The organism is Alteromonas salexigens, from assembly GCF_025628895.1.
In the GTDB taxonomy this organism is placed as follows: Bacteria; Pseudomonadota; Gammaproteobacteria; order Enterobacterales; family Alteromonadaceae; genus Alteromonas; species Alteromonas salexigens.
Window position 1 is genome coordinate 82,653 of sequence record NZ_JAOTJC010000002.1, and the last position, 20,619, is coordinate 103,271.

Below are 20,619 nucleotides of genomic sequence, written 5' to 3' on the forward strand. Positions count from 1 at the left end.
ATGCAGGCCGGCCTGGTGAGGCACCATGACTGACTGGACTCCCACTACCTCTCATACAGCCCGGCTGGCCCGCGCTGCGTTACTGAAAACCATCCGTCATTTCTTTGATGCCCGTGGCGTATTGGAAGTGGATACGCCGCTGCTTTCACAGGCCACTGTGACAGATGTGCATCTGGATGCATTCAACACCACCTTTGCCCATGCTGCCGGGCCTGATGCGCAGACCTTGTGGCTGCAAACCTCCCCGGAATATGCCATGAAGCGCCTGCTGTGTGCAGACAGTGGGCCGATTTATCAAATTTGTAAGGCCTTTCGTCACGAAGGCGCCGGGCGTTTTCATAATCCTGAGTTCACGATGCTGGAGTGGTACCGACCGGGGTTTGATCACCATGCTTTGATGGATGAGGTGGACGAGTTACTTGTCGCAACACTACAGTGTGACAGGGCGGAACGGCTGACCTACCAGCAGGCGTTCCAGCGCCATGTGGGTATAGATCCGTTAACCGCCAGGCAGGATCAGCTTATCACTGCGCTGGACACCCACCAGATAGATATTGATGCGCCTGACACACTTCCCCGTGACTCACTTTTACAGCTGCTGTTCAGTATGGTGGCTGAGCCGCTGATGGGGCAGCAAACCCCTGTGATGATTTACAGCTTCCCGGCGTCACAGGCGGCACTGGCACGGGTGAACCAGACTGATCCCCGGGTTGCCGATCGCTTTGAGGTGTATTTCAAAGGGATCGAACTGGCTAATGGCTTTTTCGAGCTGGGCGATGCCAGTGAGCAACGGCAACGGTTTAATCAGGATAACCAACAACGTGAGGCAAATCAGTTACCCCAGCGACCGGCGGACGAGCGGTTATTATCGGCACTCGACCATGGCCTGCCTGACTGTGCCGGTGTGGCACTGGGCATCGACCGGCTGTTAATCCTGGCGACCGGAGCCAGTGCGATTGACGAGGTGTTGAACTTTCCGGTCAGCAGGGCCTGAGCCGGGCCGCGGGTGACCGGTAAGCTCTGAATTCTACTAGGGCGCTTTCCCGTCTGCCCCAGCGGTGGGTTGAGGTGCACGCAGCAACGCTACGCCCAGCCAGCCAAACCAGATAATTTGTAGCAGACCAAACAGCTCGGTAAATATACCGGCCGGGATCAGGGTCAGAATGCCAGTTATGCCCACCACCACACCTAATATATTAAGTGCCTTAGAAAGGTGCGCCGAGGTGATAAAAGAAATACTTAACAGCAGGACCCACAGTCCCCCTAATAATTCCACGCCGCCACCCAGGGCCTGTTGTACCAGGGCCGTGGACAACCACACAGTGGCCGCCTGCTGCGGATCAGTTAGATATAGTTCAGTAACGCCGAACAGACTGATATTGGCGACCATCCCCGCGGCAATGATGACACCCACCCAAATAAACCCAAACACGCTCGCCAGGTGCGCCGAGGCCAGCCCAACGGGCTTGATACGTTCATAACAGGCCTGTACCACCACGGCGAGCAGGACTCCAAATACCATGTACCCAAATACATTTAAGGTAGCAAGGGTATACAGGTTGTCTTGCATGAACAGCAGCTTGTCCTGAGGAGAAGCGGAAGCAGACAGCTCCGCCACCGCCCCGTAATACACAAACATCGCAATATAAATGCAGGCATTAGCCACAGCAGCCCATGCGCCATAACGTTGAAGGCTTTTCATTCTTGTTACTCCGGCAATCCTCAGAAGTAAGTATCATAAGGTGTGTGCGCACGATGTATCGCGGGAAAATGTAAGCAGGTGTTTAGCAGGTTTTAGGTCGACCAGTGGCAGGGAATAACCGATCATCGACCGTTGACAAACCCTGCTCAAAAGTTAAAAATGTTATAACATAACAAAACGTGCATCAGGAATCACACACACCATGTTTCGAGTTTCACTGCTATCGCTGGTTATAACCAGTACGCTATCAGGTTTGCCGCTTGCTTCCGCCAACGCACACAGCGACATGCAATCGGCCGCCACCACCAACCAGTCCGTCTCGCCGGTCTCGGTATCCGGCACGGTAACCAGTGCCAGCGGAAAGCCGGTGGCCGGAGCGCAGGTCAAAGTGGAGGGCACCCGCAGAGTCGCCGTCACCGACAGCCAGGGCCGTTATACGCTGACTGACCTGCCTGTGCGACATATTCATTTACATGTCTACAGCGACAGGTACATACACGGTGATAACGACTTAGGCGATGTGGACGGCGACCAACAGGTCAATTTTGTACTGGAACCGGCCTCGGTAGAAAACATTGTGGTGACGGCCACCGCTATGCAGAGTTCGGTACTCGAATCGGTCACGCCGGTCACCGTCATCGGTGCCGAGGAACTGAAAAAAATTCAGCAACCCACCCTGGGTGAAACCCTTAAAAGCACACCGGGCGTGCACAGTACATACTTCGGGCCGGTCTCCAGTAGCCCGATTATTCGCGGTAACGATGGCCCAAGGGTGAAGATTGTCCAGAATGGCCTGGATGTGTCAGACGTGTCCCGGGTGGGCCCTGATCACAACGTGGCCAGTAACACCAGCAGCGCGACGCAGGTAGAAGTCCTGCGCGGACCGGCTACACTGCAATTTGGTAGTGGTGCCATTGGTGGTGTGGTCAATGTGGTTGACCGGCGCATCCCGCAGTATTTGCCCACCGGGGTGGAAGGAGAAGCGGCGGCGAGCTACAGCACCGTCGATAACGGCAAGTACGGCAAAGTAGATGTTACCGGCAGCGAAGGTAAGTTAGCCTATCATTTCGATGCGTTTTCCCGTGACACACAGGATACCGATATTCCCGGGTACGCCTCGCTTAACCCCGATGACGATGAGCCGCGCGGCACGCTGGAAAACAGTAGCATGGACACCACCAATGTCACCGCTGGCTTGTCCTGGGTCGAGGATGAGGGCTATTTTGGTTTTGCCGTGGAAAAGCTGGATAATCTGTATGGTGTACCGGGCCACAGCCACGGGCATCACGACGAAGAGCACGACGCCGAACATCATGAAGAGGAAGAAGAGCACCATGATGAAGACATGCACGGTGCAGAAGATAGCGACGAGGGCGTAGTACTTGATGTGGCCATGACCCGCTATCAGACCGCCGGAGAGTGGCACACGCCCATCGACTTCCTGACTACCGCGAAATTTGCCGCGGCGTACACCGATTACGAGCATGCTGAAATTGAAGACGGCGAGCCTGGCACGGTGTTTAGCAATAAATCTACTGATATCAGATTGTCTGCGACGCATAAGGAGCTGGCAGGCTGGCATGGTGTGATGGGGCTACAGTTTAACCAGGCAGACTACCAGGCCATCGGTGCAGAAGCGTTTACGCCGGCCACCGACTCCAACAGCGTGGCGTTGTATTTGGTAGAACAGCGGGCAATAGGCGATGTCATCGTGGAGTTAGGGGGACGCATCGAGCGCACTTCCTACGATGCCGCGGATACGGCCGTCGATTTACATGTTGATCACAGTGAACATGGCCACGAAGAAGAGCACCACGAAGAGGAAGCTCATCATGAAGACGAAGAGCATCACGATGAAGACGGACACGTCTTCAGCTTTGACAGTTATGACTTTACCTCCACGTCTCTGTCAGCGGGCTTTAACTGGGAGTATACAACCGGGCATGCTGTAGCACTGACCTTATCCCGCAGCGAACGGGCCCCAAGTCTGCAGGAGCTATTTGCCGCCGGCCAGCATTTGGCCACAGAGACCTTTGAGGTAGGACTGGTCTTTGACCTGAGCGACGACGGTGAAATTGGTGAGGGATTAAGGGACGTGAAAGAAGAGGTAAGTACTAACTTAGATCTTACTTTCCGTAAGTTTACCGGCGACTGGGGCTACTCGGTTTCATTCTTTTATAATCAGGCCGACAATTACATTTACCAGAGTGCCACCGGCCTGACTGCGCTCAATGAAGAGCACGAAGAACATGCAGAGGGCGTCCCTGACGACCACGCTGAGGGTATGGAAGATGACCACGCAGAAGAAGAAGGCCTGCCGGTATTTTATTTTCAGCAGGCGGATGCCGATATCTGGGGCATGGAAGCAGAAGGGTATGTTGATCTGACATCCAGCTGGCGGGTGACGGTCTTCTCAGACCTTATCCGTGCCAAGGTAGCAAGTGAAAATCTGCCCCGTATCCCCCCTATGCGGTTGGGCGCGGAACTGAGTTATGTGGGCGATGCGCTGTCGGCCAGTGTCGGCGCAACCTGGCACGACGACCAGACCACGCTGGCGCCCTATGAAACAGCGACGAAGGGCTATACCCTGCTCGACGCCAATGTACAGTACGAGTTCCGCAAAGCCGGACTCGACTGGGTGGTATTCGCGAAGGGCAATAACCTGACTGACGAAGAAGCCCGGGTGCATACCTCTTTCCTGAAAGACCAGGCCCCATTGCCGGGTCGTAATTTCACCCTTGGTATCAGGACGTACTTCTGATCAGCTGACGTTCCCGCGCGTAGTTAACGTAACTAACGCCAGGCCCTGTTGCATACGCGTTACACTGTATGCACAGGGCTTTATTCGTTGAGCAGGAACAGGTTTTATAATGATTGATGTGAATACACTGGAGCGCTGGCTGAGCGATATCCATGAGCCCCATATAGTGGTGGGCTATGGCAGTCTGATGAACACCGACAGTCGGCAGCGTTTTTCCGCAATTCCTCACGACGGGATCCCGGTTGAGCTGAAAGGGTTCACGCGAGCCTGGGTGACCCGCAGCCAGCAAGAGCGCCAGACTTATGTAGGGGCGATGCCCGACAGCAATGCGGTGTTAAATGCTCAGTTACTGCCCAGCCTGATGGATCCCAGTCTCGCTCAGCGGGAACGTGATTATCAGTTTGTTAGTGTGAGTGTGGCCGATTTGCACTTCGACATAGATCCGCATGCGGAAGCGATGCTGCTTCCCTGGCTGGAAACCCGTTCGTTATGGGTGTGTGAAACCTTGCTTCAGCAGCCAGCCGATGAGGAGTTTCCGGTTCACCAGACCTATATAGATACCTGCCTGGCCGGATGCATTGAACACGCGGGCGACCAGGAAGCGGTACGCTTTATTGAAACCACCCAACTGTGGGATCACCCGCGGATTAACGACCGGGGTACGCCCGTTTACCCGCGGGCCGGTCGCGTTTCAGCCGATATGTATGAGCGAATTGACCGGATTATGGGGGCGCACCTGCCGGACGTTTGATTGCTAGCCCGGTCAGGAAAAAACCAGCAGCGGCGTTATCAGAAAGGCGGTAGCAATTCTACTTTTTCAATAGTGATGGGCTCAACCGGGACATTCGGTGCATTGAGTTTTATGGAGTACTCCGTTTCCACTTCGGACATGGCGTCGACCACGTCACTGCCTTCCACGATCATCCCAAACACGGCATAGCCCCACTCACGACCGGGATCCAGGCTGCTGTTGTCATTTACATTAAAGAAAAACTGCCGGTTCGCGGTATGCGGATCGTTTTGTCTGGCCATGGCGATAGTGTGTAACTCGTTCTTTAAGCCGTTACCTGACTCATTGAAAATGGCCGGAAATTTAGACTTTTCTTTAAAGTCCGTTGTGTAGCCGCCACCCTGTACTACAAAGCCGGGCATTACCCGGTGAAAGATGGTGCCGTTAAATGCCTGTTTGTCTACATAACGCAAAAAGTTGTTTACTGTAATGGGCGCGCGGCGGCGATCGAGTTCCACCACAATGTCACCCATACTGGTAATAATCTTAACCCGGGGATAATAATTATCAGGCTGTACGTGTGAGCCATCTTCTTTGTTGCTGGCGAACGCGCCGACGCTGGTTAGCATCAGCAAAGTCATTAATAATCGGATCATGGGTCATTCCTTATCGTTTTGCTGCGCTTAAAATAACGAATTTTTGCTGGCTTGCAAGTACCTTCACCCCGCCAAACAGGCGTTTCAGTTTTACGTGATAATCCAGATGACGGTTTGCTACCACGATGAGATGGCCCCCTTTGGCTAACAGTGCCCGGCTGTCGTGAAACATTTGCCAGGCGATATGATCGGTAATGGCATTTTGCTGATGGAAGGGCGGATTGCACAGGATCCGGTTTACCGGAGTCGGATCAGGTGTCTGCAATAATGACTCTAAACAGTTGCTCGCCACAAACCGGCACTGGGAAAGTTGCGCCGGGAAGTTTTCGGCCACATTGCGCTCTGCCGAGGCCAGTGCCATAAAAGATTCATCAGCAAAGATAACTTCGCAATCGGGTGCCAAGGCCAACGCGTTAAGTCCCAGCACCCCATTGCCACAGCCCAGGTCTACCACCTTTTCTCCGGCCTTTACCTGCATGTGTTCAAGCAGAAACCGTGCGCCAATATCCAGTGACTGACGGGAAAAAACATTGGCGTGGTTGCTCACACTGACTAGTTGGCCTGTTGCTAACCGGGCTGTCCAATTCGTGGGGTAGGGCGATGTGAGCCGTTGGCTGAGTATTTCGGGCGCGGGTTCAGTAAAGATTAACCGTGATTTCTTACTGGCCAGGGACGTGCGGGTCGGGCCGATATAACGCTCAAACAGGGCCAGCACGGAGCGGGTTACCGACTTCACCTTGCCTGCGGCAATAATGTGGGTGCCTGGCGTGATCACGGCGCGTAAATCGATAAGTTGCTGCTCCAGTAACGCCAGTGTCCGGGGCACTTTAATTAATACCACATCACTTTTGCCGGTCAACGGCTGTGTACTGGACTGCGCCTGCACGGGCGCGTTTACCCGGCCGCTGGGGTCGAGCTCGGGGGGGGCCTCATTACGGGTCAGGTTTTCGCGCAGCGACTGGTGCGCAATCCATGAGTCGGAGACCCACAGCGGCTGTCGGTCGGCGTAACAGCACCCCAAGGCACCAAAGTCGTCGTTAAAAATGCTAAGCTGGTGCTGATCAGTGAGCAGCTCATCGCAGTGCCGTATCATTAATTCGTCGGCGCTGTCCCAGGCTTGCAGGCTCTTGTGCTGATGTTCGGCGGGGTAGCGGATAAGTGTTAAGTTGCGCCCGTCGAGCGAAAATTGCGTATTAGTCATAGTATTTTGTTTTGTTCGTGAGCCAATGGCTCAGATGGAGGAAACCGTGCAGTATTCCCTATTTGACGACAGCAGTGCTGCGCACCCGGTGCGACAGGAGCTGAGGCTGCCCGAAGCCGACGTGAGCTATTATCCCAATTGGTTAGCGGCGGGTAAAGCCAGCACCTGTCAGCATGCGTTGGAAGACGAACTGCCCTGGGCGCAGGATACCATTAAACTGTTTGGAAAGGCGGTAAAAATTCCCCGTCTGCAATCATGGCATGGTGACCCGGAGTGCGCCTATACTTACTCAGGGCTGACCATGACACCTAAGCCCTGGACGGCCACATTACAACGCATACGAGAACGGTGTGAGCGCACCCTAAACACACGGTTTAACAGTGTCCTGGCCAACTGGTACCGACACGGCCAGGACAGTATGAGCCTGCACGCTGATAACGAGCCTGAGCTGGGACCCAGACCGGTTATTGCGTCAGTGACACTGGGCGAAGCCCGGCCATTTATTTTTAAACACCGGGAAACCGGTCAGCGCTATACGCAGGTGCTTGAGCACGGCAGTCTGCTGGTGATGGCGGGAAGTACGCAAAGCCATTACCTGCATGGTATTGCGAAAACGAAAAAACCGATTCAGGGAAGGATTAATCTGACCTTCCGATTTTTGTATCCGCGATCGTAAGGAGTTGCAGATGAATATGAAAACCTATATCGAATCCACACTGACAGAGACCTTGTCGCCTGAGCACCTGGACGTACAGGACGAAAGCTATATGCACAATGTCCCGGAAGGCGCCCAGAGTCACTTCAAAGTTACCGTTGTCAGTCAGGCGTTTGAAGGGCAACGTTTAATTGCCAGACACCGGCAGGTAAACAGTGTGTTGGCGGACGCGCTGGCAGGACCGGTTCATGCGCTGGCACTGCATACTCACACACCCGCAGAGTGGGAGGCGAAAGGCGGCCAGGTTGCCGACTCACCGGCATGTCGCGGCGGCAGCCGCTTTAACGAATAGTCACCCCGTTATAACAGCTGCCAGTAATTCAGCAACGCAAAGCCGGCCACCGTGGTGGGTAACGACACCACGGTGGTAAGGGCGATAATATTGGCCGCCAGCCGCGGGTCACCGCCCAGCCCACGCGCCATCACATAACTGGCCGCGGCGGTAGGGGCCATGGTCATCAGATATAACACGCCTAACGGCATGCCGCGCAGGCCTGCCCAGTACCCAGCCAGGGTCAAGGCAAGCGGGTAAAGTAAGCATTTACTTAGCATGCTCACCGCTAAGCCAGCCATGTCGCGACCGATGCCTCGAAATTGCAGCGACGCCCCGGTACACAGGAGCGCCAAGGGCAAAGTGAGTTGCGCCAGGTAGCTGCCGGTTTGGGTAATGACTTCAGGCAGCGTGATTTGCCAGTATGAAAATGGCAGCGCCAGCACGATAGCGATAATGAGCGGGTTGGTAAACATACCTTGCACATGCTGAACAAAAGAGCGCCGGGCAGGCAGATAATAATTCAGTACAAATACCGACAACACGTTATACACCATAGTAATGCAACCCAGAAACACCGACGCCACCGCGATGCCGTGGGTACCGTAAAGGTTGTCACAATATGCCAGCCCAATGATCCCCATGTTGGCCCGAAACCCGCCCTGTACCACCACACCCCTGGCCGAGCGTGGGGATACTGTCAGGTGACACAGGCCCATAAGGAACAGAAAGAACACCAGTGTGGCGATGATGGCGGTACCAATGAGGGTCGGGTTGGCCGCTTCGCTGAAGTCAGCCTCGCTGATAGCCAGAAACAGTAACACCGGCAGGGCCAGATTAAACACCAGTTTTGACGCGCCCACTACAAAGCTGTCAGTGAGCATTCTCCGGCGGTAGAGAATAAGTCCGATAGCCAGCAGCCCCAGTACAGGACCGGTCACGTTGAGCGCAAAGGTAAAGGTGGCGGTATCCATATGAGCCCGATGCAGGAGCGAGACGTTAAGCATACGTGATGCTAAGGTCATGCGGCAACTCATTAGTATGACCACGGCACGTCGCGGGTGACGCAGAAAATAGTGAACGATTTCAGAGCGAAAACGAATAAATTGATAAGGAAATGAAAGGGCTCGCTATGGAAATACTAAAACGGGTGAAAATGACGCCCAAACATATACTGGTGCTCTGGCTTTTTTGCGGCCTGAGCTGGCTGTTTATTGAACTGGCCTACGTGGTCAATGCGGTGGAGACGGTTGAGCTTGACCGTAAGGTACTGTTGGCCTTGCGGGAAGCCGGGGATACTACTAATCCCCTGGGGCCGAAATGGCTGGAAGAGATGATGCGGGATGGCACCGCGCTGGGCAGTAACTGGATCTTGTTTTTCATCGTCATTATTGCGGCGGTGTATTTGCGGCTGATTCGACAAACCCGGCTCGCCGGTTTTTTAGTTATCGCCATATTGTCTGGCTTCGTGGTGGCCTTCAGTCTCAAGCACGGCATCGACCGGCCTCGTCCTGACCTGGTCCCCCATGCCACTAAGGTGTACACCGCCAGCTTTCCCTCTGCTCATGCCATGATGTCTACCCTGGTGTATTTTACACTGGCAGGGCTGCTGGCTAATGTGGAGCGTCGCCGGACCGTGAAGTCACTGTTATTTGTGGCTGCCGGTATCCTCACGGTGTGGATAGGGTTTAGCCGGGTTTACCTTGGGGTGCACTGGCCGTCAGACGTTCTGGCAGGTTGGTGTGCCGGGGGCTTCTGGGCACTGTTCTGCTATCAGGTGTCAAAACGCCTGCCCTTTCGCGGTGGCTGAGCAGCGTATTAGTGAGGCCGGAGCGGTTACTCGCACTGCCAGCTTACTAAAGCAGGATCCCTGGCGCTGGCAATGCCTGCAAGCAGCGCGCGAGCAGGCATTGGGTGACTGGTATATTGGCGCAGGTTTTTTGCGTAACGCTATCTGGGATGCGTGTCATTGCTATTCCCATTCAACGCCGCTGAATGATGTTGACCTAGTGTATTTTAATCCAGGGGATAGTGCAGATCACGCCGGGCGTGTCGCCGAGCAACAGTTGGCTGAACAAATACCTGAGGCAAACTGGCAGGTGCGTAATCAGGCTCGCATGCACAGCCGTCATGGCCATGCGCCGTATCAGTCTGCGGCCGACGCGATAAGCCGTTGGATTGAGGTGCCGACCTGCGTGGGTGTGCGGCTGAATAATGATGACACACTGACATTTACCGCGCCGTTTGGGCTGGCGCAAAACTGGTTATGTGAAGTGAGAATAAACCCTGACTACCCACGGCCTGAGGTGTATCGCAAACGAGTACAATCAAAGCGCTGGCAGGCAATATGGCCAGCGCTGAGGGTGCTGGATGCAGGCTAATCAGACGAAGGGGCCTGGCCTGCTGAATGGTTCGGCTTAGTGGCGGACAACCCGCAGGAACCAGCCCACGAACAATGACACTAACAACCCGAAAAACGACACCAGGGCGGTGATGTACATCAGGTACCCTGACAAATCAGGCGTTTCACCGGCCTGTTGGGAGTTGAGCATACCGGATGCCTCAAAGATAAACAGCGCTGCCACTGACAGCAGCAAAATGACCGCCGTTGACATCAACGTCGCCTTCCAGAACGTACGCGGTGCATTCCAGTGAATAATACCGGCTACTAAGACTGACAACCCGGTTAATAAATACGGTACCACGGCACCCCCTTGTTACGTTGAATTGCAGCCGGGATAAGGGTTATACCGGCCTGTATCGAGCCCACTATATTATCATAGAATCGCCAGCCGGGGCAGTGCGTCCCATACCCTGGCCGCAGCTCACCCATTGCTACAGGCTCAGTGGTTGATGGAGAGAGCGGTGATGTCTGGTAAGACTCTCGTGGAGTACCTAACCCTTGCGGCGGATTTGAGGTAATTAAGTCAGGGATATTCCACGCTTTAACAAACTGTTAAAAGATTTTCCCCGACGATGGTGATAGAATCGCCGCCCGAAATTTAACCAGTAATCAAATTTGGACAGACATGTTTGATCTCATAACTAAGCGTGACAGCAACGTAAAAAACGATGTGCTGTCTGGGTTGACCGTCGCATTTGCTTTGGTCCCTGAAGCCGTCGCATTCGCTTTTGTGGCCGGCGTCGAACCCATGATAGGCCTGTATGCGGCCTTCATGATGGGGCTGATAACGTCTGCAATTGGCGGCCGCCCCGGTATGATCTCCGGGGCAACCGGAGCCATGGCGGTGGTCATGGTAGCCCTCGTCGCCGAGCATGGCGTGCAATATCTGTTTGCCGCTGTACTGTTAGCCGGCTTATTGCAGGTGATGTGCGGCGTGTTCAGGCTCGGAAAATTCATCCGGCTGGTGCCATACCCGGTTATGCTGGGGTTTGTAAACGGACTGGCAATTGTCATATTCCTTGCCCAGCTGGGCCAGTTTAAGGTCGTCAATGCCATGGGTGAGTTGCAGTGGATGCAGGGCTCCATGTTGTACTGGATGGTCGGACTGGTTGCGCTGACGATGGCAATTATCTACCTGCTGCCAAAGTTAACAACTGCCGTGCCGGCCTCGCTGGTGGCTATTGTCACGGTAACCCTGCTGGTTCATGGTTTAGATCTCGAAGCGCGCACGGTTATCGACTTTGTGCGTGATCTGCTACCTGCCGATCAGCAGGCGACGGCTTCGCTGGCAGGGGAACTGCCCAGCTTTGCGATTCCTATGGTGCCTTTCACCTGGGATACTCTGATGATTATTTTGCCTACGGCGGTGATCCTGTGTCTGGTGGGTCTGATCGAGTCGCTGCTGACCCTGTCGCTGATTGATGAGATGACGGACACCCGGGGCCGGGGTAATAAAGAGTGTATCGGCCAGGGCGTGGCCAATACTGTAAACGGCTTCTTCGGCGGTATGGGTGGTTGCGCGATGATTGGCCAGAGCATGATTAATATCAACTCAGGCGGTCGTGGGCGGTTATCCGGTATCACCGCCGCGCTGGTGCTGCTGGGCTTTATTCTGTTTGCCGCGCCACTGATTGAGATGGTGCCACTGGCGGCGCTGGTTGGGGTCATGTTTGTGGTCGTTATCGCAACGTTTGAATGGGCTTCATTCAGAATAATCCGAGGGGTGAACAAAGAAGATGCGTTTGTCCTGTTTCTGGTTACTGCCGTCACCGTCATCGCAGATTTGGCGATAGCCGTGGTAGTGGGTGTGATTGTTTCGGCGCTGGTGTTCGCCTGGAAGCACGCCCGTCACATTGCGGTGAAATCGCATATCGATAACGATGGCTGGAAAGTGTACGAGCTGGAAGGTCCGCTGTTTTTCGGTTCGGTGACGCATTTCAAAGATCTGTTTGACGTGGCGAACGACCCAGAGGATGTAGTCATTGACTTCCGCGAATCCCGCATCTGGGATTCGTCCGGCATTGATGCGCTGGATACGCTGGCCGACAAATACGAAGAGAAAGGCAAGAAGTTGCACATTCGTCATATCAGTAAAGAATGCCGGGGCTTACTGCGTAAGGCGGGCAAATTTGTTGAAATGAACGTGAATGAAGATCCCCGTTATCGGGTAGCGACAGACGAACTGGGCTAATTCGCCCGCACGTCCACAAGCCCGGTGCCCTGTCACCGGGCTTTTTTTTGGGTGCCAGGTCACTGTGCTTGCGCCCTTAATCCGGGCCGGTAGTATTAAGTAATCAGGCAGGAAACAGCACAGAAGGGGCGCCGCATGGCACATGCGTTCAGTGAATTCATTAAAATTATCGGTAAGGGCAAGAAAGGCAGTCGCAGCTTAACCCGTGAGGAGGCGCGAGACGCCATGGCCATGGTGCTCGACGGGGAAGTGACCGGTGAGCAGCGGGGCGCATTTCTGATGTTGCTGCGCACCCGGGAAGAGACGCCGGAAGAAATTACCGGCTTTTTGCAAGCCTGCAGGGAACGCATCCCACCAGCATTAACCACGCTGCCCGTGACTCTGGATATTGGCTGTTATGCGGGCAAACGACGCCAGCTCCCCTGGTACCTGCTGGCAGTGGCAGTGCTGGCCCGGGCAGGGCACCGTGTGTTACTGCATGGCGCCCACGAGCCCGGTTCCGGGCGCCTGTATGCCAGTCATGTGTTGCCGGCCCTGGGACTGGATCCGGTGCAGACCGTCGCTGAGGCTGGGGAGCAACTGCAACAGATGGGGGTGAGCTACCTGGATTTGGGGATTATCCTGCCGCCACTGGACGAAATTATAAAGCTACGGGAATGGTTTGGCCTGCGTTCCTGCGCTAATACGCTGGCGCGACTGCTTAACCCGTCGCAGGCAGGCTATGCCGTACAGGGTGTTTATCATATGCACCTGGACCACAAGCACTGCCGGGTAAACGAACAGTTCCCTGAGTTCGATGCGCTGTGTTTCCGGGGCGACGGGGGGGATCCGGAAGTGAACGGTGAGCGGCCCACGGAACTATTTATCACCCGTCAGGCCACCACCGTTACGACAGAACTACCGGCTCTGGCGCCCCGGTGGGCACTCAAGGACAAAACCATGCGGGTGGAGGATTTATTGAGCTACTGGCGTGGAGAAAGCGAGCACGCGTATGGTGAGTATGCGGTCACAGGTACCCTGGCCAGCTTACTGATGCTGGCCGAAAATTTACCGGTGAACGAGGCTGTTTTGCAGGCACAAAGTCTCTGGAAAACGAGAAATAGTGAGTGCTTACCCTTCTCCTCGCTCAGTAAATTGTGAGGGTAACAGCGTGGCGTAAATAAACTGTCGAAAGGGGATGTGCAGCCGCTCCAATAAGCCTATACTGGCGCCCACATTTGCTGCCCCGCGTGAATATTTTCAGCCGCAGACCCAGGCTGTTGCGCCGGACACTCTATCTATTTATGCAGAATTACGCCGGAGTTGTCACTTGAAATACCCGACCCATCCCCAGGAAAGTCAGCGCCTGCAGGCCTTGCTGGACCTTAACCTGCTGGACTCCCCGCCAGACAGTCGCTTCGATGCGATCACCAATGCTGCGCAGACCCATTTTAACAGTAAGTCAGCGCTGATATCGCTGGTGGCCGAAGACCGGCAGTGGTTTAAATCGAAGCAGGGACTGGCGGCGGATGAAACGCCGCGCAACGTGTCGTTCTGTACCTATGCCATTGCTGAAGAGCATTACCTGATAGTGCCCGATGCGCTAGCCGATGACCGCTTTGCCAACAATCCGCTGGTGCGAGGCGAACCCTTTATCCGGGCTTATGCAGGGGTTATTTTGCATTCGCCCGGCGGCTATGAAATCGGCACGTTGTGTCTGTTGTATGACACCCCGCAAACTTTTTCGGATGACGATATTGCCATCCTGTGTAAGTTTGCTGAACTGGCCGAAGCTTTGATTCAGGAAGATGCTGCCGGTTCCTCTGCCAGTAAATAACCTTTATCCACCGCCAGTGCGGTCTGTTCTTGTACGTAATTCCACAACGCCGGTGCGCTGTGCTCCAGCTCAGCATTACGGCGTAATATCTGGTCACGGGTTATGCCGTGTCGCTTCCAGCTGCCCCCGTTAGCGCGCATGTTCTGAAACACTGGGAGTAAGCGATCCATGCTTTTGGCAAAACGTGCATCCGCAGTGGCTGCGTCTTCAAATTCCTGCCATAACGCACGGAATCGTCTGGCACTCTCGGCAGGCAGCAAGCCAAAGATGCGATCCGCCGCTTCCTGTTCTCGGGCTTCCTGGGCCTCATGATGGGCGTCGCTGGCAAAGGCAAACATGTCGCCGGCATCAATTTCCACCAGATCGTGGATCAGGATCATCTGCACCACCCGCGTCATGTCCACATCGTGAGCGGCGTAATCGGCCAGCACTGTGGCCATCAGTGCCACATGCCAGCTGTGCTCCGCAGAATTTTCCTGGCGGTCGCCATCGGCGGGCAGACGGATCTGACGTTTCACGGCTTTCAGTTTATCCAGTTCACTAATAAAATCTGCCAGAGCGGCTAGGTTAGTCATAAATACCTGCTGTGATTCAATGAAGAAAACGAAAAAACGCGCCACCAGGGCGCGCTTTTCAATGAGTGCGGCCAGGCGCTTATTTTTGCGTAGACAGCCACACGATCAGATCAACAATATCATCCATTGTCATGTCTGATGTAAATGTTGGCTGATACTTGCCGTTCACAATAAAGTTAGGCACGCCACTCAGGTACTCGCGGTACTGATCGATTTGCTGGTTATTTTTCTTCAACATGCTGTTCACGCCGAAGCTGTTAGCCAGCTTGTCGAACTCCGCTGGTTCCACACCATTTACCACAAACACGTTACGCAGATCGTCCAGGCCGGTAATAGTGGCCCGCTGTTCGTGGATATACTTGAAGATAGCCGCATTCATGGCTTCTTCCTGCTTGATAGCGCGGCCAATCATCATGGCGCGGGTGGCATCGTCTTGCACGTCAGGGCCGGTAAAGCGCATGAAGTTAACGTGTACCTTGGTGAATTTTACATCATCGCCCATTTTCTCTTTCATCTGAGCTACCAGCGGCTCAAAGCGGTAGCAATGGGGGCACCAGTATGAGAAAAACTCTTTAATTTCTGGTTTGGCGGAAGCAGGTTCATCCAGCACTGTATAGTGCGTGCCTTCTTTCCACTTCGCCTCTTGTTCCTGTGCGCACGCCTGCAGCGGTAGCAACAGCGCCATCAGAATAAATAACGCAAATTTTTTCATTTCGTATTCCCTTGGGGTAATGCTCAACAGCGCAAAAGAGTACCACAGCCAAATTGACTCGCCTAGAGTGAAGCGGGTATTCGTCGGCGACTGTGGGGTATCGTGCGACAATACACCCGCGCCGGCTGCACGGGCAGAACGCAGGTTTCATCGGTTTGAGGTTTAAAACTGCATGCCAACACTGGCCATGGCCCGGCGTTCGTTGCCCTGGTATCCCACGATGTCTTCGTATTGGGCGTCCAGCGCATTGTCTATACGCAACGCCAACGACCAGTGCGGGGTAAGCGCGTAGCGCAGGTTAACGGTAAGCAGACTGTACGGCCGCAGGGCAACAGTCTCAGGCGCAGCAGGGAAGGGCGGAAAAAAAGTGTCGGTGCGCGACCCGGTGTAGGCCAGTCGGGCGTAGGCGCCGACTTTGTCATTCCCCAAATCACTTCGCAGGGTCAATGACCCCTGGTGGCGCGCTCGCCGTAGTTCGGCCAATGCCCCGGTATCATCATTCTGACTGGCATCCAGGTAACTGTAGCTCAGGACAATTTCAGCCAGGTCGCCGATATAGGTCATACTCGTATCCACGCCCTGGCGGCGACTATCGCCACTGGCATTCAGCGCGGTGGCTCCACCAAGGTCACTGACAAATACATAACCCAGGATCTCATCTTGCAGGCGGGTATCATACGTACTCAGTTGTGCCTGCCAGTGGCGATAGTCGAAGCGGATACCCAGCTCAGCTTCCGTACTGGTTTCCGGTTCAAGTTCCGGGTTACCAATGAAGCTGCCGGGGAAGTAGCCGAAGCGCTCTGTGAAGGTGGGCGTTTTCACCGCCTGCCCGAGACTGGCGAACGCGGTCACGTGGGACGTCGCGTGCCAGCTCAGCCCGGCGCGATAGCTGGTGGCGTTATCGTATTCGCTGTTATTGTCGTAGCGAGCATTGACCGTGGCGGTGAGGGCATCAAACTGTCGGCCGAGTTCAGCAAATACGCTACTGGTGGTATCGTGCTGCGACTGGTTAGGGTCGCCGAACACCACCGGGCCTTGCTGCTCAAAAAAGCGCTGTAGATAATCCAGGCCGCCGGCCAGCTGCCAGCCATCATTGGTGAGATACCGGTTAAGCCAGCGGGTTTGCAGGCGCTTACCTGTGGTACCACCGTCTTCATAGCCGGCCACAGTGTTGCGGTTTTCATCCTTGCGGTATTGCAGCGATAACTGACTTTCATAAGGCAGTGATGCCGCCGCGAAGCGCCAGGTTGCATTAGCGCTTACCTGTTCGCCGTGGGTCACATTATCCGCATCAGCCGGTAACCCTGTACCGACATAATCCGTGCTGTCGTAATCATTTTCATAGTTTACTGTACGTACCGCCAGCGATAGCGTGTGCTGAGGGTGAATGGTTGCCTGTGCGTTTATTCCGGCGGTCATATTCTCATAGCCATCCGGTTCCGACCCTGTGCGCGCAATGTTACTACCGTCGGTAGTAAAGTAACTGGCGTAGGTGCGGAGGCTACCTTGCTCATGTTGACTAACGGCGTTCATGCTACCGCGCCAGGTTTGTTGTGTGCCTGCTCCGGCGGTGGCTGAAATATGATTGCCGGCAGTCGTGTCACTCCCATTGGCAGTGGTAATACTCAGTACGCCACCCACCGCGCCGCTGCCCCAAAGCGCACTTTGCGGCCCCCGCAGCAATTCAATACGCCGTACATTGGCCGTGGTGAGATGAGCAAGGTCGACCAGACTGCCTTGCCCGATGTCATTGGCGACTACGCCGTCGATAAGTACCAGTAAATGGTTACTTTCACTTCCGCGTACGCGGATTTCAGTCAGTGAACCAGGACTACCGGAACCGGCAATGCTCACGCCAGGCATCCCCCGTAATAGCTCGGTTAGCTGGATGGCCCCTGACGCCGCAATATCATCAGCGGTCAATACGCTCACTGATGCGGGCAACTGTTGCAGGCTGAATGGCAGATAGGAGCCGGTAACGGTAATGGATTCGACCGCGGAGGGGGTAGAAGGTGTTGCGGCCAGGATGGCAGATGAATAGCTAAACAACGCCGTCGCCAGTGGCGCCAGCATTATAGTGTGGTTGATTGTCATGTTGTCTCTCGCTGGCACTCCGCCCGAGTGCAATACGGTGAAAAATTCCTTTTACAAGGTGTGAATGTCGGGCCGGTCTCCGGGCTTATTTTGCACCAGCTTGCGCCGGACTTTTGTCACGCCTTCCCGTCAGTACAACTGACAGTGGCTGCACGTCTGTGCAGTGACAAAAGCTCGCTGTGCGAACAAAAATTACCGTTGCGGGGGCAGCGTCAGGTTTTCACTGACTTCCCGTTTACCCTCACCGCTGACAGCAGTGAGGCACCACGAACACGGGTAGTATATCTAACCGTCTGATAAATGGACAGTAAAGGATGGGAAGATGGCGGTGGTTACATACCCACTGTGAGCACAGGCTCATCGAGGGCAGCCAGTTGCTCTTTTAGCGCCAGAATCTGGCCTTCCCAGTATTTAGGCTCTGCAAACCAGGGGAACGCGCGGGGGAACGCCGGATCTTCCCAGCGCCGTGACAACCAGGCCATATAGTGCACCATGCGCATGGCACGGAGGGGCTCAATCAGCGCCAGCTGTTTTTTATCGAAAGTATGAAATTCATCGTAGGCTTCGGCCAGCGTATCAATTTGCAGTAACTGCTGCTGGCGGTCGCCACACAGCATCATCCACAAATCCTGCATTGCCGGACCCATACGACAGTCGTCCAGATCCACAAACATCGGGCCGTCACGCCACAGAATGTTACCCGGGTGGCAGTCGCCGTGCAGGCGGATAGGTGACGACACTTCGAAGTAACGAGCGTGGGTTTCCCGGATGAGCGGGTCAAGAATGGCAAAAAACGCCGTCTTCAGACTGTCGGGCAGCAATGTACTACTGGCCAGCGTCTCTCTTGGAGTATCCAGAAAACTGGCCGTATCTAGCTTAGGGCGGTGCTGAAACGGCTGGCTCTGCGCCACCCGGTGTATGCGGCCGATAAACCGGCCCATCCACTCCAGTTGGTCCAGGTTATCGACTTCAAACTGACGCCCGCCCACGGACGGAAACACTGCAAAGCGAAAGCCCTCGGCACGCAGCAGCGTCTGACCGTTGAATAGTAACGGCGGTACCATAGGAATGTCTGCCGCTGCCAGTTCCAGCGCAAAGTCGTGTTCTTCCTGAATCTGTTCGTCGGTCCAGCGCCCCGGCCGATAAAACTTCACCACCATCCGCTGGCCGTCATCGGCCTGAAACTGGTATACCCGGTTTTCATAGCTGTTTAACGCCAGCAGCCCCGTCTGAAGAAAAATGCCGTGCGCTTCCAGGGCATTGAGGATGGTATCCGGCTCAAGCCCCGAAAAAGCGAAATCTGTCATGGTTACTACCGATAGAGGAATTTAGTGGGTTCGTCGACCACTACTTTATCACCGTCAGCCTCTGTTGTAGAGACACGGAAGCGGATATCGGTCACGGTTTCTTCCAGGTTATAGGCGTCCGTCGCCACCGAGACCGGGTTACTGAATACTTCACCCCCTGCAACCGTGACCGAGGTTTCACCAATAAACCGGTAGTCCGGCAGACCGGTAATGGCAATATTGTAGGTCTGGGTTTCCTGAGATTTATTGAGGATCTTCAGCGTGTAAACATTTTCAATTAATCCGTCGTTGGTTTCCCGGTAGAGCGAGTTGCGGTCCCGGATGATGTCGACTTCCAGCGGTACCCGCAACAGGATATTAGCCGTCAGCAGCCCTATCATCACCATCAGCACCACAAAGTACCCAACCAGCTTGGGTCGGATGATTTTGGTTTTGCCCCCTTCCAGCTGTTGCTCGGAGGTGAAGCTAATCAGCCCTTTAGGGTAATTCATCTTGTCCATTACGCCGTTACAGGCATCGACGCAGGCACCACAATTAATGCATTCGTATTGCAGGCCATTGCGGATATCAATACCGGTAGGGCAAACCTGAACGCACAGGTTACAGTCGATGCAGTCCCCCATGCCTTTCTCTTTCACTTCTTCATAAGACAATTTGCGGGAGCGGGGGCCGCGTTTCTCACCCCGTTTGGCATCATAGGCCACGGTGAAGGTGTCTTTGTCGAACATGGCTGACTGAAAACGGGCGTACGGGCAAATATGCGTACACATTATCTCCCGCATATAGCCGGCGTTCCCATAGGTACAGGCGGCGAAAAACAGCACCCAGAAAGCGGCGGCAAAACTGGTATTAAAGGTGAAAAAGTCGATAAATAACGGGCCGATTGGAGTAAAGTAGCCCACGAAAGTGAGTGAGGTGACCAGTGCCACCGCCACCCAGGCAGTCTGCTTGAGGGTTTTACGCCAGAATTTGTCTGCGTCCATCGGCCGCTGGTCAAGCTTGATCCGCTTGTTCCGGCTGCCTTCTATCTTCTTCTCCAGCCAGACATAAATATAGGTCCAGGTGGTTTGCGGACACATAAAGCCACACCATACCCGGCCGGCAAAGGTGGTAACAAAAAACAAGGCAAACGCAGAGACAATCAGGATATAGGCCAGCAGGGTCAGATCCTGAGGCCACAGGGTCAGGCCGAATAAGGTAAAGCGCTGCTCCATGATATCCAGCAGCACGGCCTGCCGCCCCTCATAGCGCAGCCACGGTATAACGGCGAACAGCGCCAGAAAGAAAAAACCGAAAAAGCGCCGGAATGTTTCCAGCGGCCCTTTTACCGCTCGCACGTAAATACGGCTGCGTGAAGCGTAACGCTGGCCCTTGTCCGCATTGGCAGGTTTATGGACTTTCACCGGTGTGACATTCTTTACCGGGATCTGATCTTTCATTCAACAACCTTTGTGTGGCAAAAATGCATGTGTGCGATGATGAGT

20 protein-coding genes and 1 riboswitch are annotated in these 20,619 nt (G+C 54.6%); of the genes, 10 read left to right on the forward strand and 10 right to left on the reverse strand.

Going from position 1 to position 20,619, the window contains the following annotated elements; genetic code table 11:
• The first annotated feature begins 25 nt into the window (after positions 1 to 25).
• Positions 26 to 994, forward strand: a complete 969-nt coding sequence (gene epmA / locus OCL06_RS00340; RefSeq protein ID WP_262991730.1) for an elongation factor P--(R)-beta-lysine ligase — start codon at positions 26 to 28, stop codon at positions 992 to 994.
• 36 nt (positions 995 to 1,030) lie between these two features.
• Here the strand turns inward: epmA and OCL06_RS00345 are convergent, their stop codons facing one another.
• The gene (locus OCL06_RS00345; RefSeq protein WP_262991731.1) at positions 1,031 to 1,702 is read right to left on the reverse strand and encodes a hypothetical protein; all 672 of its coding nucleotides are present in this window, start codon (positions 1,700 to 1,702) and stop codon (positions 1,031 to 1,033) included.
• A 286-nt stretch (positions 1,703 to 1,988) separates the two neighbouring features.
• Between OCL06_RS00345 and OCL06_RS00350 the strand changes: the two genes are divergently transcribed.
• Positions 1,989 to 4,463, forward strand: a complete 2,475-nt coding sequence (locus OCL06_RS00350; protein ID WP_373318422.1) for a TonB-dependent receptor — start codon at positions 1,989 to 1,991, stop codon at positions 4,461 to 4,463.
• 109 nt (positions 4,464 to 4,572) lie between these two features.
• Positions 4,573 to 5,214, forward strand: a complete 642-nt coding sequence (locus tag OCL06_RS00355) for a gamma-glutamylcyclotransferase (protein WP_262991733.1) — start codon at positions 4,573 to 4,575, stop codon at positions 5,212 to 5,214.
• Between the two features lie 38 nt (positions 5,215 to 5,252).
• Here OCL06_RS00355 and OCL06_RS00360 read toward each other — a convergent pair whose 3' ends face one another.
• Positions 5,253 to 5,849: a peptidylprolyl isomerase gene (locus OCL06_RS00360; RefSeq protein ID WP_262991734.1), complete on the reverse strand. Its 597-nt coding sequence runs from the start codon at positions 5,847 to 5,849 to the stop codon at positions 5,253 to 5,255.
• 10 nt (positions 5,850 to 5,859) lie between these two features.
• Positions 5,860 to 7,050 (reverse strand): methyltransferase, encoded by a 1,191-nt coding sequence (locus tag OCL06_RS00365; RefSeq protein ID WP_262991735.1) that lies wholly within the window; start codon positions 7,048 to 7,050, stop codon positions 5,860 to 5,862.
• A 46-nt stretch (positions 7,051 to 7,096) separates the two neighbouring features.
• Here OCL06_RS00365 and OCL06_RS00370 point away from each other — a divergent pair, with 46 nt between their 5' ends.
• Positions 7,097 to 7,726, forward strand: a complete 630-nt coding sequence (locus tag OCL06_RS00370) for an alpha-ketoglutarate-dependent dioxygenase AlkB family protein (RefSeq protein ID WP_262991736.1) — start codon at positions 7,097 to 7,099, stop codon at positions 7,724 to 7,726.
• A gap of 10 nt (positions 7,727 to 7,736) precedes the next feature.
• Positions 7,737 to 8,057 (forward strand): BolA family protein, encoded by a 321-nt coding sequence (locus OCL06_RS00375; RefSeq protein ID WP_262991737.1) that lies wholly within the window; start codon positions 7,737 to 7,739, stop codon positions 8,055 to 8,057.
• 8 nt (positions 8,058 to 8,065) lie between these two features.
• Here OCL06_RS00375 and OCL06_RS00380 read toward each other — a convergent pair whose 3' ends face one another.
• On the reverse strand, positions 8,066 to 9,061 hold the full coding sequence (locus tag OCL06_RS00380) for an AEC family transporter (protein ID WP_262991738.1): 996 nt from the start codon (positions 9,059 to 9,061) through the stop codon (positions 8,066 to 8,068).
• 107 nt (positions 9,062 to 9,168) lie between these two features.
• On the opposite strand from OCL06_RS00380, the gene OCL06_RS00385 reads away from it, so the two are divergent.
• Positions 9,169 to 9,846 carry a phosphatase PAP2 family protein gene (locus OCL06_RS00385; protein WP_262991739.1) on the forward strand — a complete coding sequence of 226 codons (678 nt, stop codon included), beginning with the start codon at positions 9,169 to 9,171 and terminating at the stop codon, positions 9,844 to 9,846.
• The gene (locus OCL06_RS00390) at positions 9,839 to 10,417 is read left to right on the forward strand and encodes a nucleotidyltransferase family protein (protein WP_262991740.1); all 579 of its coding nucleotides are present in this window, start codon (positions 9,839 to 9,841) and stop codon (positions 10,415 to 10,417) included. Before OCL06_RS00385 ends, OCL06_RS00390 begins: the two co-directional genes overlap by 8 nt.
• A gap of 36 nt (positions 10,418 to 10,453) precedes the next feature.
• Here the strand turns inward: OCL06_RS00390 and OCL06_RS00395 are convergent, their stop codons facing one another.
• Positions 10,454 to 10,741 (reverse strand): hypothetical protein, encoded by a 288-nt coding sequence (locus tag OCL06_RS00395; RefSeq protein ID WP_262991741.1) that lies wholly within the window; start codon positions 10,739 to 10,741, stop codon positions 10,454 to 10,456.
• Positions 10,742 to 11,065: 324 nt separating this feature from the next.
• Between OCL06_RS00395 and OCL06_RS00400 the strand changes: the two genes are divergently transcribed.
• The 3 genes from OCL06_RS00400 to OCL06_RS00410 all read left to right on the forward strand — a co-directional run bounded on the left by OCL06_RS00400 (position 11,066) and on the right by OCL06_RS00410 (position 14,447).
• Entirely contained in the window at positions 11,066 to 12,631 is a 1,566-nt protein-coding gene (locus OCL06_RS00400) for a SulP family inorganic anion transporter (RefSeq protein ID WP_262991742.1), read from the forward strand.
• Between the two features lie 102 nt (positions 12,632 to 12,733).
• Positions 12,734 to 13,771, forward strand: coding sequence for a glycosyl transferase family protein (locus tag OCL06_RS00405; protein ID WP_262991874.1), 1,038 nt, complete (start codon positions 12,734 to 12,736; stop codon positions 13,769 to 13,771).
• Positions 13,772 to 13,940: 169 nt separating this feature from the next.
• Positions 13,941 to 14,447 (forward strand): GAF domain-containing protein, encoded by a 507-nt coding sequence (locus OCL06_RS00410; RefSeq protein WP_262991743.1) that lies wholly within the window; start codon positions 13,941 to 13,943, stop codon positions 14,445 to 14,447.
• On the opposite strand, the gene OCL06_RS00415 is transcribed toward OCL06_RS00410, so the two are convergent.
• The 5 genes from OCL06_RS00415 to ccoG all read right to left on the reverse strand — a co-directional run bounded on the left by OCL06_RS00415 (position 14,411) and on the right by ccoG (position 20,574).
• The gene (locus OCL06_RS00415; RefSeq protein WP_262991744.1) at positions 14,411 to 15,022 is read right to left on the reverse strand and encodes an HD domain-containing protein; all 612 of its coding nucleotides are present in this window, start codon (positions 15,020 to 15,022) and stop codon (positions 14,411 to 14,413) included. The two genes, OCL06_RS00410 and OCL06_RS00415, sit on opposite strands and share 37 nt — an antisense overlap.
• Positions 15,023 to 15,101: 79 nt before the next feature.
• Positions 15,102 to 15,734, reverse strand: a complete 633-nt coding sequence (locus OCL06_RS00420) for a thiol:disulfide interchange protein DsbA/DsbL (protein ID WP_262991745.1) — start codon at positions 15,732 to 15,734, stop codon at positions 15,102 to 15,104.
• Between the two features lie 162 nt (positions 15,735 to 15,896).
• A complete protein-coding gene (locus OCL06_RS00425; protein ID WP_262991746.1) occupies positions 15,897 to 17,828 on the reverse strand; it encodes a TonB-dependent receptor plug domain-containing protein in 1,932 nt (643 codons plus the stop codon).
• Between the two features lie 53 nt (positions 17,829 to 17,881).
• Positions 17,882 to 18,112: riboswitch (cobalamin riboswitch) on the reverse strand.
• A gap of 48 nt (positions 18,113 to 18,160) precedes the next feature.
• Complete coding sequence (locus OCL06_RS00430) at positions 18,161 to 19,135, reverse strand: serine/threonine protein kinase (protein ID WP_262991747.1); 975 nt, start codon at positions 19,133 to 19,135, stop codon at positions 18,161 to 18,163.
• A 5-nt stretch (positions 19,136 to 19,140) separates the two neighbouring features.
• Positions 19,141 to 20,574 carry a cytochrome c oxidase accessory protein CcoG gene (gene ccoG, locus OCL06_RS00435; RefSeq protein WP_262991748.1) on the reverse strand — a complete coding sequence of 478 codons (1,434 nt, stop codon included), beginning with the start codon at positions 20,572 to 20,574 and terminating at the stop codon, positions 19,141 to 19,143.
• Positions 20,575 to 20,619 lie beyond the last annotated feature (45 nt).